The sequence below is a fragment of the Yersinia entomophaga genome, assembly GCF_001656035.1.
GTDB lineage: Bacteria > Pseudomonadota > Gammaproteobacteria > Enterobacterales > Enterobacteriaceae > Yersinia > Yersinia entomophaga.
Window position 1 is genome coordinate 2,933,716 of sequence record NZ_CP010029.1, and the last position, 14,830, is coordinate 2,948,545.

The window sequence follows — 14,830 nt, forward strand, 5'->3', positions numbered from 1 at the left end:
CGATTTTCCTGCAAAAAGACAAGTTTTCACAGGCGTATTAGCGTGATCATCATTAGATATCTGGTACGGGAAACACTCAAAAGTCAAATTGCGATTCTATTCATCCTGCTACTGATCTTCTTCAGTCAGAAGTTAGTACGGGTATTAGGTGCCGCAGTTGACGGTGAGATTCCGACAAATTTGGTTTTATCCCTCCTTGGACTCGGCGTGCCGGAAATGGCGCAGCTTATTCTGCCGTTGAGCCTATTCCTCGGCCTGTTGATGACCTACGGCAAACTGTATACGGACAGCGAAATCACCGTTATGCACGCCTGTGGGTTAGGCAAACGGTCTTTGATTGCCGCCGCATTAATCTTATCGATGCTAACTTGTGGTCTGGCTGCGATTAACGCCATTTGGCTCGGGCCGTGGTCGTCAAAGCATCAGGATGAAGTCTTGAATGATGCTCGGGCAAACCCAAGCCTGGCAGCGCTGGTTGAAGGCCAGTTCCAATCCTCGCAGGATGGTAACGCGGTGCTGTTCGTCAGCAGAGTTAGCGGTAAAGAATTCCAGCGCGTGTTCCTCGCACAGCTACGCCCAACTGGCAATCAGCGTCCATCCGTAGTGGTGGCCGACAGTGGCCACATGATGGAGCGCCCTGACGGTTCGCAGATGGTATTGCTGAATAAAGGTACTCGCTACGAAGGCACCGCGCTGCTGCGTGATTTCCGGATTACCGACTTTAATGATTATCAGGCGGTCATTGGCCATCAAACCGCTCAGCAGAACAATAATATTGCGGAACAGATGTCAATGAGCGCCCTGTGGCATTCTACCGATCCTGACGCGCGCGCCGAGTTCCACTGGCGGCTAACGCTGATTGTTTCCGTGGTTATCATGGCATTGCTGGTTGTTCCGCTCAGCGTTGTCAATCCACGGCAGGGGCGTGTGCTCAGTATGCTGCCGGCTATGTTGTTGTATCTGATTTTCTTCCTGCTGCAAAGCTCTCTGCGCTCCAATGCGGGTAAAGGAAAACTGGATCCGTTGATTTGGCTATGGGCAGTGAACTTCGCTTATCTGGCGCTCGCGCTGATCCTTAATGTGTGGGATAGCTTGCCAGCTCGTAAATTACGAGCGCGTTTGAGAGGGGCTGCCTGATGTTTGGCGTATTAGACCGTTATATCGGACGAACCATCCTCAACACCATCCTGATGACGCTATTTATGCTGGTGTCGCTATCGGGCATCATCAAGTTTGTCGATCAGCTGCGCAAAGTTGGGCAGGGGGAGTATTCGGCGGCTGCGGCGGGGATGTATACCTTGCTCAGCGTGCCTAAAGATATTGAAATCTTCTTCCCGATGGCGGCGTTACTTGGCGCTTTGCTCGGTCTGGGAACTTTGGCTACGCGCAGTGAACTGGTGGTTATGCAGGCTTCCGGTTTCACCCGTATGCAAATTGCCGCTGCGGTGATGAAAACCGCGATTCCGCTGGTATTGCTGACCATGGCAATCGGTGAGTGGGTTGCGCCGCAGGGTGAGCAAATGGCGCGTAACTATCGGGCGCAGATGATGTTTGGCGGTTCATTGCTCTCGACTAAAACCGGGCTATGGGCCAAAGACGGTTCGGACTTTATTTACATTCAGCGCGTTGTGGGCGAAAAAGAGCTGGCCGGTGTGAATATCTATCATTTTGATGATGCCGATCGCCTGCAATCCGTGCGCTATGCCGCAACGGCGACTTTTGAGGATAAAATCTGGAAGCTGTCGCAGGTGGATGAATCCAATCTGAGCGACCCGAAACAAATCACCGGTGCTCAAACGCTGACAGGGGAATGGAGAACCAACCTGACGCCAGACAAGCTGGGTGTGGTTGCCATGAGTCCAGATTCGCTCTCTATTAGTGGATTACATAATTACATCAAGTACCTGAAACAGAGTGGGCAAGAATCCAGCCGTTACCAGCTTAATATGTGGAGCAAAATTTTTGCGCCTATATCCGTAGCGGTAATGATGTTGATGGCCTTATCGTTCATATTTGGCCCGCTACGCAGCGTACCAATGGGGGTGCGAGTGGTCACTGGTATTTGCTTCGGCTTTATTTTTTACGTGCTGGATCAAATCTTCGGGCCGCTTAGCCTGGTTTACAAGATTCCTCCGGTGCTGGGTGCTTTGTTGCCGAGTATGCTTTTCCTGCTGATCAGCGTTTATATGCTGTTAAAACGTCGATAGCGGCGTTTTTTTCAACACTTGAACTAAAGGCAGTGTAATAACAGTTGCATGCGGATCACAGGTAAGTATAATTCACCTCGTTCTCCGCATACTACTTCAGTGCCGAAGTGGCGAAATCGGTAGACGCAGTTGATTCAAAATCAACCGCCGCGAGGCATGCCGGTTCGATTCCGGCCTTCGGCACCATTAGTATGAAAATCAAGTCACCGCAAGGTGGCTTTTTTTTTTGCCTAAAATCCAGTTCCCGCATAGCTTTCCCTCTCTTTTCAGTCAACCTGATTCAATCTACATCAAGTTACTGATGTGGGAACATTTGCGAGTAATCCCGCTTAGATAATGTTTGTCCCCACACAGAGCCCTTGAAAGGATACTCATCATGGCTTTGAGTGATGTGAAGGTTCGTACGGCTAAGCCTGAAGCAAAAGCCTATAAGCTGACTGATGGCGACGGCATGGTATTGCTGGTTCACTCCAACGGTTCAAAATATTGGCGGCTTCGTTATCGCTTTGGCGGTAAAGAAAAGATGCTGGCGCTGGGAAAATACCCTGAAGTATCGCTGGCTGATGCCAGGGCGTGGCGGGATGAGGCGGGGATGAATAGCGCAAAAGGGTAGTAGCGAGGTAGGGTGATTTCTAAGGCCGCTTCTTTTGTCATTGTCAGTTTTTAGCTGTTTTCGAGTTAATTAAAAGAGCAAGAAAATTTAAATTTACCTTAAGTTTAATTTATTTCTGAAGTTGGATGGCGTGATTTTTTGATGTTCCATACAGGCAGATATGAGAAAGGTTTCTAGCGAGGTTTTTTTAATCTTATTCTTGACTATTTTGCTATTTTTTAAATTTAGAATAATAGCTTTTAGATTGATTTATTCGTCTTGTAGGGATTTTCCTACAGCGTTATGAGAAAATTCATATATCAGATGTAGGATATTTCATTTATTATTATACGCCATTTCATTTTTATTGGTTTTGATCAAATAAGATATATCGCTATTAAATTAAAAACATTTAGCACTTAAGTATGACAATCTTTACTTTATGGATACGAAACACCATATTTAACTGTGTTTTGCAGGATAAATATCTATTTAATTTAACTAAAACGATCTTTTAATCGGAAAAATCACAATTTACTAGATAAAAAGATCGTGTATAGTTCGTTCGTGTTGTTCGGGGTGAAATTTAAGGAAAGTTGATAATTCAGAGTATTTAGAAAAATCTGTTAACTATGACATATAGTGTAGGCATAAAGAAAGTCATAAGATGGGTATCTTCTTAATTATCCTCTATTTGTCTGCCTATAAAAAAATATTATCGGTTTTGCTATTCTGTCTTTTTAGAAGGTTTGTACCTTTTAATAATTATTTTGTTTTCTTATTTAATTTTTAATGGCTATTCAATTGCGGTGTTTTCAGCTAAGAATTTGAATTTATCGCACAATCATATCTGTATAAAAATATTATCTAATCAAAGGTCTTTATTATGTCTAATTTCAAGAGAAGTGTATTGGCTACAGCATTTATTTCTTCTGCGTTTATTTCTCAGGCATTTGCTGCCGATGAAGGTAATGGGCGAGTCCATTTTACTGGTACAGTAATTAATGCTCCTTGTTCGATTGCGCCAAATTCTACCGATATTAATGTCGATTTGGGACAGGTATCAAATAAGGTGCTGGAAACTGGCAATAAACATTCCGAGAACGTTAGCTATAACATCGATTTGCAAGATTGCGATCTGAGTGAGCAAACGGCTGGTTCAGTAACTTATCCGGCAATGTCTAAAGTTAGCGTGACCTTCGGTGGGGTTTCCGATGCCTCTGCTGTGGCTTTGCTGGCTAACACCGGTAGCGCGACTGGCGCGGGTATCCGCCTGATCGATGCTAATGGCGCATTACTAAAAGTTGGCGATACCAGCGCTGATATCAATCTGATCTCCGGTATTAACCAAATTGCTTTTGCAGCTCGTGTTGAGGCAACTGGTACAGCAGTGAAGGCCGGTACTATTGTTTCTCAGGCTACCTACGCACTGAACTATAAATAATCTCTTTTTTTATCACGTCGATTTAAGGGGAGGCAACTCCCCTTTGTTCATTTGTGCCAAAAAAGAAACGCTCTAAATCGATATAAATAATTATTTATACGCCATAAGACAGTGATTTATTTATGCAGAGTAATTCTAAAAGAAAAGCAATGATCTTTCGAATGATGCCAATATTATCGTTGGCAGGCATAGGTTTATTCCTGCCTGAGTGTGCTACGGCGGTAGAATTTAATACCAATATTATTGACGCTCAAGACCGTAATAATATTGATCTTTCTCGATTTGAAATTAATGACTATACGCCACCAGGTGATTATCTTCTGGATATTATGGTCAATGGCAGGTTATTACCTGATTCATCTCTGATTACCTATTTGCCTATTGATGAAGGGAGGTCAAGTAAGGCTTGTTTAACGCCTGAATTGGTCAATTCTTTAGGTCTTGCTCCAGCAGTGCGTAATTCAATGGGGTTATGGGATAACGGTCGATGCGTTTCTATCGATGATAAACAAGAAATAACGGAAAGTTACGATAAAGAAAAACAGCATTTGATTATTTCTATTCCGCAAGCCTGGCTAGCGTACAGCGATCCAAATTGGGTTCCGCCATCGCAATGGGGTGATGGCGTACCCGGCGCTTTGCTGGATTACAACCTGTTTGGGAACTATTACGCACCTAATTCAGGGAGGAGTACGACAAATATCAGCAGCTACGGTACCGCAGGCGCCAATATGGGGTCTTGGCGTATTAGGGCCGACTACCAATATATTAATAGTGACAATGAAGGTACGCATTACAGTAATTTTGACTGGTCGCAGGTTTATGCTTTTCGTGCTATTTCGTCGATAGGTGCCAAATTTGTCGGTGGGCAGACGTACCTCAGCTCCAGTATTTTTGATTCTTTTCGTTTTTTGGGGGCTTCCCTCGCGACTGATGAGCGGATGTTGCCACCTACGCTGCGTGGCTATGCGCCACAAGTTATGGGAATTGCCCGTACCAATGCGCGTGTCGTTTTGAGCCAGAATGGCAGAACCCTTTATCAGACTAACGTTGCTCCAGGCCCATTTGTTATTCAAGACATTAGTGAAACGGTGCAGGGAAATATTGATGTGAGAGTAGAAGAAGAGGATGGGCATACCACTTCTTTTCAGGTCAGCGCTGCTAGCGTGCCATTTTTAACTCGTAAGGGTTCAGTGCGTTATAAGACCGCTTTGGGGCGGCCAATGCATGGCAGCCATAATGCGCTGGGCGATCCGATTTTCTTTAACGGGGAATTTTCCTGGGGAGCCTTCGACGATATATCGCTATATGGTGGCCTGATTGCCACGTCGCAGGATTACACAGCGGTTGCGATGGGAATGGGGCAAAATTTGCATGAGTTTGGTGCTTTATCCGTTGATGCGACTCACTCACAAGCTCAATTACCTGAGCAGGAAAAACTGAGCGGGGAAAGCTATCGGATCAACTATTCCAAACGTTTTGATCAGACTAATAGCCAAATCACCTTTGCCGGATACCGTTTCTCCGAAAAAAACTTTATGAGCATGAATCAGTATTTGGATCGGCTGAGTGGCAATAACTATCTACAAAATGACAAACAGACTTATACCCTGACGGCCAACCAATATCTGACATGGCCGGATGTCACGATGTATTTATCCGCGACGCATAAAACCTACTGGAATGATGTTTCCAGTAATAACTATGGGATTTCGCTCAGCAAGCTTTTGGATATTGGTCCGTTTCAGGGCATTTCTGCGGCTGTTTCTGCCAATAGAGTGAAATACGAGAACGAAACTGAAAACCAGATTTTCTTCTCTTTTAGTTTGCCAATTGGCGCAGGGCAGAAAATTAGCTATGACGCGCAGCGAGATAAGACGAACGGCTACACGCAAAATATTTCTTACTTTAATAGCCAGGATGCCAAAAATATCTGGCGTGTCAGTGCTGGCGGCGGAAATCCCGAATTGCAGAAGGGTGATGGTGTATTTCGCGGCGGTTACCAGCACCGTTCGCCTTATGGAGAATTTGGTATTGATGGTAGCCATAAAAATAACCAATACAACTCGGTGAATGCCAATTGGTATGGCTCATTAACGGCGACTGCGCAAGGCGTAGCCGCGCATCAGAATCCGTCGGGTAATGAACCCAGACTGATGATTGATACCGGTAATATTTCTGGAGTGTCTTTCAATATTAACTCTACCGTAACTAACGGTTTTGGTTTGGCCGTTGCCAATGGAGTGACAAGCTACCAGCAATCGGATGTTCGGGTTGATATGCAAAGTTTGTCTGATGATATCGAAGTGTATAACACAGTGATTCAGAAAACCCTGACCGAAGGTGCGATTGGCTACCGAAAGATTCGGGTGGTGAGAGGTCAGCAACTGATGGCAGTCATTCGTTTATCCGACGGTAGTTATCCGCCATTGGGTTCTTCGGTAGTAGCAGATAAAACCGGCGCTGAAATCGGAATAGTTGGAGAGAACGGGCTGGCTTATCTGGCCGGATTGGAAGAAGCGGCACAGTTAACCGTGCAATGGGGGAAAAATCAGTGTCGTCTGACATTGCCAGAGAATAAGGGTATCAACTCCGGAAAAATTTTACTGCCTTGCCAGTAACCCAATGATTAATTGACCTTCAGATTGACCTGAATGGCTCAGGCAATTGGGCAATAGAGAGTACAGAACTGACAAAATTTAAAGTGAGTATTAATGATGAATTTAGAAAAAAAAATGAGACGTATGACGGCTAGTCAGTCTAAAAACATGTTGGTGGTGCTGGCGTTAATGCTGCTCGGCACTATGAATAGTCAGGCGGCAATAAATTTGGACCGGACACGGATTGTTTTCGATAGTAGCGATAAATCGGTCAGCATTATTCTTGAAAATAAGAGTAAAACTTCCCCTTATCTGGCTCAGTCCTGGCTGGAAGATGCGAAAGGGAAAAAGATTGAGCGTCCTCTCGTCGCCTTGCCGCCGATGCAACGTATTGATGCAGGTCAAAAAAGTCAGGTTCGTATTATGAAATTGCCTGATGCCAGCACGCTTGCTACGGATCGCGAAACGTTATTCTATTTTAACGTGCGTGAAGTTCCGCCAAAAAGTGAAATGGCTAACGTGGTTCAGATTGCTATTCAGAATCGGGTAAAACTCTTTTATAGACCAACGGCGATTAAAGCGGATTATAAAGAGTCCTGGCAGGACAAACTTCAGCTTACTAAACAACGTGAAAGTCTGAAAATCTATAACCCGACGCCTTATTACGTGACGCTGGGATATTTGAGTCAGGATAATCGAGGTAATTTCCCCGGTTTTGATAGTGTGATGATTGCGCCTTTCAATACTGAAATCGTGAAAACTCCGGGCTATAGCGGAGATCATTATAGCTTGGGATATATGGATGATTTTGGCGGCTTGGTGTTGCGCATATTTAATTGCTCATCGGTTGAGTGCCAGATCCAGCCTGCGGAAAAGAATAAATAATGTTTATTGCCGTTTCGTTAATGGCCAAGGATAAATAATGATTCCTTTTTTTCTAGCTAAATTGCGCCGCTTCTATGGCTCGCTGGTTCTTTTGAGCGCAACTTTGTTACTGGCTCCAACGGCATATGCCCTTGATTGTGTAGAAGCGGGCACCGGCATGGTTATAAAACCGGCAATTCCGATTGGTGCATTGGCAATTCCATCCAATGTCGCTGCAGGAACTAAGGTCTGGGAATCTAATGATATTACGGTGACGGCTTACTGCGATAATGTGCTGGGAAGTGTCCGGGATCAAGTATGGTTTTATTTTAACCCGTTGAATAACGCATTAGGTCAGGGTTTGCAGTTAGGCGTGAGTTATTTAGGTCAGGAGTTAGAAACTAACGGTAAGGGAATAAATACCAATACGGCACCTATCGTTAAAGGGCAGAGCGTAACCGTGACCGTGACCTTCAGACTTTATATTAAAGTGACAGGAAACCCGCCCTCCAGCGGCATTTATCCCGGGGCTAATACTTTTACGGTTTTCCAGTTGGATGGCTCCAATGGGCTTAACCTTACTCCAGCAGCGAAGAATCTAAGATATTCTCTATCTGGATTAAGTTCGACGCGCTTTATTGCCTGCGGTGCGGATTTAGTGGTTTATCCGGAATCACAGGTCGTTAGTTTTGGTTCGTTTAATAAATCGCTGTTATCAACGACGGGAAATGGGATTAGCGCGCCATTTGCAATTACTTCAGTGAAGCAAGGCTGTTTGTCCAACTTTTCTATTCAGGCACAGTTTTCAACTACCAATCCGTTAATTGGTGATAATGCCATCGATATGCAAAATGGTTCTAAATTGACCATTTATGATGACGCTAATCAAGCGGTAGTATTTAACCGTTATGCTGATTTTGCCGTGATGAATGATGTGAATCAGGTAACGAAAAATTATACCGCTAGCCTGAATGCCATTCCGGGGCAAGCCATAAAATTGGGGCAGTTTGATGCGACGGCAATAGTTAAGATTAACTATTACTAGGTTGAGACAGGCAAGTGAAGACTGAAAAGATGCAGCCAGACGAGGCTGCATTTATGGTGCACCCAGATTAATTGATCAGGAATGATTTACCTTGCTGGAGTACTAAATCACAGGCTTTAGTTTTAATTTTTTCAGTGAGTTGGGCAGTGCCCAGATTATTGAGATCCAGACTTTTACCTTCGCCGGTTTTCAGTAATCCCCCCAGGCCTTCCTGATAGTCCTGACTTTTGGCATTTTCCGTACTGGTAATGCCCAATTTACTCATCAGCTGATCTTTAATTGCCGAAGTGCCATTGGCCGATAAAACGTTATTTTGAACGCAGTATTGCAAAATACCTGCGGCATTCGTCATGGTACTCGCGCTGAGTGCTTTATCGCCGCCGTTAAGCAGCCCGGTAAGCGAAGATAATGATGAAGAGCTATCCCCCGATTTACTGTACTCGTCCGCTGCATTTTTTACCGAGTCGAATAAACTGTTGGCTTGAGCACTACCGGTTACCAGAGTGCTGGAAAAGGCCAAAGCCAGTAATAGACGATGGGTGTTATTCATAGAAACTCCTGTTTCACATTGTGGGCTATAGCCAAAAGCCTGAAGCACTGAAGCAGTTAGATAGACCGTTAGTCGTTAACTTCACGGGCAGCATAACGTAAAAATATAACTTAGGAGAGCGTGTGATTTTAGCTCTACTGCATATTTACAGATTTAGAATCCGCATATCAGGTTGTCCGAAAGCTGATAACTTATCGGGTTGGATAATAGAAACACACTGAGAATCATCGGAAATCTACCCCTGAGTGACACATTATGGGATGATCATGACAACAACATAATTTAGGGGACGTTATGGCTTCGCTGAAAGATGTGGCTAATTTGGCTTCGGTATCATTAATGACTGTTTCTCGGGCGATTAATAACCCGGAGCAATTGCGGCCTGAAACCTATCAGCGAGTGGCGCAGGCCATCGAAGCTCTTAATTATGTGCCTGATTTTTCTGCGCGGAAAATGCGAGGTAACACCACGAAAACCTCGACGTTAGGAGTTTTGGCTTTCGATACGGCCACGACGCCATTTTCCGTTGAAATGCTGCTTTCGATTGAGCTGACGGCGCGAGAGTGCGGCTGGAATAGTTTTCTGGTGAACCAAACTTCAGCGGAAGACAGTGAACGCGCTGTTAATCAACTGCTTTCCCAGCGTCCAGATGGCATTATTTTTACCACTATGGGGTTACGCAGTATCCAGATCCCAGCGCGCTTAATGGATAAAAAGTTAGTGCTTGCTAACTGCGTGAGCGACAATTCGGATGTGGCCAGCTATATTCCAGACGATTTTTGGGGACAATATCAGGCGATAAAACGACTGATTGAACGTGGGTATCGCCGCCCTTTGTGTTTTTATCTGCCTGAAAATACGCTCGCTGCTCAGGCTCGTCGCGCTGGCGCTGAAAAAGCGTGGCAGGATGCCGGTCTGCCTTTAAGTGATTTACGTCAGGAACACATGATTTGGGGGGATGAGCATTACCCGGATGTCGTTACACTGCTAAATGCACACTGTCCTAATGGAAAACTAGATTTTGATATTTTGGTTTGCGGCAATGATCGTATCGCTTTTCTCGCTTATCAGGTGCTATTAGCCAAAGGCATTAAAATCCCGCAGCAAGTTGGGGTGCTCGGTTATGACAATATGGTCGGTATCGGTGGGCTATTTTTACCTCCGCTGACTACGGTGCAATTGCCGCATAATGAAATCGGCCGTGCCGCTGCTTTGCATTTAATCCAAGGCAGAACGGACAGCGAAATTCATAAAATTCCGTGTCCTCTGCTAGAAAGATCCTCTCTCTGACTTTCCAATTAAACCGACTGCGGTGTTCATCCGCAGCCGTTTAATCCTAAATTTTTCAACCTGTTTTTAGCGTCCAGTATTGCCCACTCGCCAGCAAGGCCTGGCCATTATCTGCAAAAAGTGAAAGCTGGCGCAGGCCTTCACTTGGATAAATTCGACTGGTCAGGCTAGCTTCGCCATTATTTACAAACACCTCTATTGATGATTTATCGATAAATATTCTAAATGATAAGATGTCGCCAGCGGGGATTTCGACGCTGCGATAGCCGGAAAGACGGTGCTGCGGATAATGGCGATTGAGGATCAACCGTTGAGCCTGGTTGTCGATAAAGACAGATACGCCTTCATCTGCGCCCTCAATTCCCCCCAAACGTAGGCCGAAGCGTTCGGCGTTGCTATCGTTGAGATTCCATTGCAACTGGATTTCCAGCGCGCTGGCCTCGTCGACTATTTGTCGGGTAGCGTTTTCCAATGGCAACTTTTCTAACTCTACGTGCTGGCGACGCAGCGTTTCCAGCTCAGATATGGGCTGCATCCATAACTTCCCATTATCCTTAATACTTAATTCTCGCGGTAAAGTCAGGCAACCGGCCCAATATTCCGCTTTAGAAGGCATATTGGATTCCCACATATCCATCCATCCAATAACAATTCGGCGACCATCTTTTGCTGTGAATGATTGCGGTGCATAAAAATCATGTCCCAGATCCAGCTCGACAAAAGGTTGGGCACGATGAAAGACCGTGCCGGGTCGCCAGGAACCGCGTAAATAACCGCTCTGGAACCGATTCCGGAAACGGTAGCCTTCGGCTTTTATACCTTGCGGGGAAAACATTAAAACCTGCTCCCCTCCCAGAGTGAAGAAGTCCGGGCACTCCCACATATAGCCCTCGCCGGTATCCGCTTTGGCTAGAACCTGTTGAAAAGTCCATTGGTGCAGCGTTTCGCCGCGGTATAGCAACACATGTCCGCAATCGACATGATCTCGCGCACCAATCACCATCCACCAAACGCCGTCTTGTTTCCATACCTTGGGATCGCGAAAATGCATGATGCCGTTCGGTGGAGTCAGGATAACGCCCTGTTTTTCAAAATTGATTCCATCTTGACTGGTTGCTAGACATTGCACTTCGCGAATAGCGCCATCATCTCCCGGTTGATTGAGCCAAACGTGACCGGTATAAATCAGGGTCAGCGTGCCATTATCATCTACCGCGCAGCCGCTGAAACAGCCGTCTTTATCCCACTCATCGCCCGGCGACAGTGCGATCGGCTGGTGTTGCCAATTCACCATATCGGTGCTGGTGGCGTGCCCCCAGTGCATGGGCCCCCAGTTTTCGTCATAGGGATGATGCTGGTAAAAGGCGTGATAAAGGCCGTTATGATAAATCAGTCCGTTGGGATCATTCATCCAACCCGCCGGAGGAGCCAGATGATAATTGGGGTAAAAAGCGTCCCCGACCTGAGGAATTAATTGTTGCAGCGCATGGTTAGCGCGATCCAGTTGCGTTTTCATAATCATTCACTTGGTTGATAAGTTAAGAGATAAGTGCTGGTTTCGGGGATCAGCGCGTAGCAGGAAGCAGGAAAGCAGAGTCAGGCCCAGCACCATGCCGCCCATGATCATGTAAGTTGCAGCGAAGCCGCGTAGGTCATAGCTATGTCCCGCCAATGGCGACAACACGCTGGCGCAAACCTGAGTGACAAATTGGAAACCCACCAGATATAAAGTGGCGGAGAGGCGTGGATCGAACTGGCTGGTGATGTATTTGAACATGGCGATCAATAGGATCGGCAGTTCAACGGCGTGTAGCAGTTTCATTAGGGAAATGGTGACGGCATCATCAGCTAATCCTGAACCGATAATTCGCAGCGACATGATCATACCGCTTAGTAGCAGAGCTTGTTTGGCACCAATGCGATTAACCAAGAAGGGAGCCAAAAACATGCCGCCTGCTTCCAGGAATACCTGTAGTGAATTCAGAAAACCGTACATTTCATTGCCATGGCGCGGATCTGAAAATAGAGAAGAGAAATAGACCGGGAATTGTTGGTCATAAACGTTATAAATACTGACGCCCATAACAAATACGACCAAAGCCCAAAAACGTGGCGTTTTAAGCAGGCCTAGAGCATCTGATAGGGTTAATGCGCTAGATTTGCCATATTCCAACTGATTGAGGGCATCGGTTTTAACTTCCCGAAGACAGAGTAATAACAGCAGAAAGACCACTGCCGATGAGGATGCCATCCAAAAATTGATATTAGGATTAATGTTAAACAGCATTCCGGCAAAGAAAGTGGCGCAGGCCCAGCCTAAAGATCCCCACATGCGTGCTTTGCCAAATTCAAAGCCGACAATACGGCTAACGCGTTCGGTATAGGATTCCAGTGCGCCGATGCCCGCGAAGAAAGTGGCTCCTATATATAATCCGCCCACAATTGCGCCAGCCAGCATGTTAAGTCGCAATAACGGAGCATAGATAAAGATGAAGAAGGGGCCGCTGAGCAGCAATAAGCCGCCAATTGCCCACAACAGATTTTTCCGTAGCCCTAATTTATCCTGAATAAAGCCGTATAGCGGTTGGGCGCATAACGCAGTGAGCGCGATGGCTGAAAATGTAGTGCCCGTTTCTGCGCCTTTTAAACCGACACTTTGATTTAACCATATGGAAAATAAAGAGAATGCCGAAGACCAGGTGAAGAAAAAAGTAAACAGCAGTCCGCTCAAAATCAGATATTGGTTACGAATGTTGCCTTTCATAGCAGTACCCTGATGGCTTTGTATGGCGCTATTGTTAACGTTAACTTTTCATCATGAGAAGCTAGCGTCTTCTTTATTTGCGATGTTAATCACAAATGTTAACGTTAACATTAATGGGTTGTGAGCTGGATACCATAAATTAATTGGTGGACAAGAAAGCAGAGGAATACAGGAAAAAGAGATGTTGATTTGTTTTGGCGATGATTATTAGCATATTGATATGCAAAAACGATTGCCATAGGGTAAATGGCTGATATAGCATAATTGCCCTTATCTTTTGTTGCCTAAAATGGCGCATCCCATGATGAATACGTCAAATAAGACACAATCCCTCGATGGGCAACGTTCAGCCTCATTATCTTCGTCAACACTTCCCGATGCTGTCCGGAATAAAGAAAGTGTTCAACGTATCCTGGTTATCAAACTGCGGCATTTTGGTGATGTTCTTTTAACCACCCCGTTGTTAAATACGCTGCGAGAAAACTATCCGAATGCGTTGATAGATGTGCTGCTTTATGGTGGAACAGAAGCGATGCTGGCGGCAAATAGCACCGTTAATCATGCTTATATCGTCGATCGAGATTTAAAGCATGCTGGTCTCAAGGCACAAATTTGTGGCGAAAAAGCGTTGTTTAGCGATCTGAAAAAACAGCGATATGATCTGATCCTCAATTTATCCGATCAATGGCGCGCCGGCGTTTATTGCCGTTTATTACAGCCTAAATTCAGTATCGGTATTCGTTTTCCTAAACGGGATAACGGGCTGTGGCGCTACTGTCATTCCCGACTGGTGGATATTCCGCGGGCAGAAGAACAGCATACGGTATTAAATAATCTGGCGATTCTTGAGCCGCTTGGGATTGAGAATATCAGTACTCAAGTCACGATGGCATTCAGTCAGGCTAATATCGATCGGGTCGTTGAGATCCGCCAACAGAATCAACTTGATAGCTATGTGCTGATTCAACCTTCTGCCCGTTGGCGATTCAAGACATGGTCTGCCAGTCATTTCAGCCAATTGATCGATTCACTGACTCAGCAAGGTCAGAAGATCTTGCTGACCGGGGGACGCGACTCCGCCGAGTTGGATTATATTGCCGAAATTATTGGCGGCTGCGCGCAGCCTGAGAAGATTATTAATCTGGCGGGGACGTTGGATTTACCTGAATTAGCTGTATTAATTGATCAGGCAAAACTATTTATTGGGGTAGATTCGGTAGCGATGCATATGGCCGCAGCTCTGCAAACGCCCGCCGTGGTGCTGTTTGGCCCAAGTAATCTGCAACAGTGGTATCCTTGGCAGGCGCCACATACATTGATATGGGCAGGGAACTATCGGACGCTTCCTCAGCCAAATGAAATTGATACAGATACAACCGAGCGTTATCTGGACGCTATTCCGGTGAATGAAGTGAAAATTGCGGTTGATGCCTGGCTTAACGGCTCAGATCATTAATCCATGGCCATTCATTCT

At 45.6% G+C, this 14,830-nt stretch carries 11 protein-coding genes, 1 tRNA gene and 1 pseudogene; 10 read left to right on the forward strand and 3 right to left on the reverse strand.

What is annotated here, in order from left to right:
- Window positions 1–42: 42 nt before the first annotated feature.
- The 8 genes and pseudogenes from lptF (at window position 43) to PL78_RS13395 (ending at window position 8,752) form a co-directional block, all read left to right on the forward strand.
- Window positions 43–1,137 (forward strand): LPS export ABC transporter permease LptF, encoded by a 1,095-nt coding sequence (gene lptF, locus PL78_RS13360; RefSeq protein WP_064516214.1) that lies wholly within the window; start codon window positions 43–45, stop codon window positions 1,135–1,137.
- Window positions 1,137–2,207, forward strand: a complete 1,071-nt coding sequence (gene lptG / locus PL78_RS13365) for an LPS export ABC transporter permease LptG (protein ID WP_064516216.1) — start codon at window positions 1,137–1,139, stop codon at window positions 2,205–2,207. Before lptF ends, lptG begins: the two co-directional genes overlap by 1 nt.
- Before the next feature lie 101 nt (window positions 2,208–2,308).
- Window positions 2,309–2,393, forward strand: a tRNA-Leu gene (locus PL78_RS13370).
- Window positions 2,394–2,583: 190 nt separating this feature from the next.
- Window positions 2,584–2,817: pseudogene (locus tag PL78_RS13375) on the forward strand (Arm DNA-binding domain-containing protein); the annotation flags it as partial.
- 868 nt (window positions 2,818–3,685) lie between these two features.
- Window positions 3,686–4,243, forward strand: coding sequence for a fimbrial protein (locus PL78_RS13380; protein WP_064516220.1), 558 nt, complete (start codon window positions 3,686–3,688; stop codon window positions 4,241–4,243).
- A 161-nt stretch (window positions 4,244–4,404) separates the two neighbouring features.
- Window positions 4,405–6,864: a fimbria/pilus outer membrane usher protein gene (locus tag PL78_RS13385; protein WP_235600970.1), complete on the forward strand. Its 2,460-nt coding sequence runs from the start codon at window positions 4,405–4,407 to the stop codon at window positions 6,862–6,864.
- Between the two features lie 147 nt (window positions 6,865–7,011).
- Window positions 7,012–7,728, forward strand: a complete 717-nt coding sequence (locus PL78_RS13390; RefSeq protein WP_235601038.1) for a fimbrial biogenesis chaperone — start codon at window positions 7,012–7,014, stop codon at window positions 7,726–7,728.
- A 37-nt stretch (window positions 7,729–7,765) separates the two neighbouring features.
- Complete coding sequence (locus PL78_RS13395) at window positions 7,766–8,752, forward strand: fimbrial protein (RefSeq protein ID WP_064516225.1); 987 nt, start codon at window positions 7,766–7,768, stop codon at window positions 8,750–8,752.
- Between the two features lie 67 nt (window positions 8,753–8,819).
- Here PL78_RS13395 and PL78_RS13400 read toward each other — a convergent pair whose 3' ends face one another.
- Window positions 8,820–9,302 (reverse strand): YjjA family protein, encoded by a 483-nt coding sequence (locus tag PL78_RS13400; RefSeq protein WP_064516227.1) that lies wholly within the window; start codon window positions 9,300–9,302, stop codon window positions 8,820–8,822.
- Between the two features lie 294 nt (window positions 9,303–9,596).
- Here PL78_RS13400 and PL78_RS13405 point away from each other — a divergent pair, with 294 nt between their 5' ends.
- A complete protein-coding gene (locus PL78_RS13405; RefSeq protein WP_064516229.1) occupies window positions 9,597–10,592 on the forward strand; it encodes a LacI family DNA-binding transcriptional regulator in 996 nt (331 codons plus the stop codon).
- A gap of 55 nt (window positions 10,593–10,647) precedes the next feature.
- Here PL78_RS13405 and PL78_RS13410 read toward each other — a convergent pair whose 3' ends face one another.
- Window positions 10,648–12,111, reverse strand: a complete 1,464-nt coding sequence (locus tag PL78_RS13410) for a glycoside hydrolase family 32 protein (RefSeq protein ID WP_201030831.1) — start codon at window positions 12,109–12,111, stop codon at window positions 10,648–10,650.
- A gap of 3 nt (window positions 12,112–12,114) precedes the next feature.
- Window positions 12,115–13,356: an MFS transporter gene (locus PL78_RS13415; protein ID WP_064516231.1), complete on the reverse strand. Its 1,242-nt coding sequence runs from the start codon at window positions 13,354–13,356 to the stop codon at window positions 12,115–12,117.
- Between the two features lie 301 nt (window positions 13,357–13,657).
- Between PL78_RS13415 and rfaQ the strand changes: the two genes are divergently transcribed.
- Window positions 13,658–14,812, forward strand: a complete 1,155-nt coding sequence (gene rfaQ / locus PL78_RS13420; protein WP_064516234.1) for a putative lipopolysaccharide heptosyltransferase III — start codon at window positions 13,658–13,660, stop codon at window positions 14,810–14,812.
- Window positions 14,813–14,830: the final 18 nt, after the last annotated feature.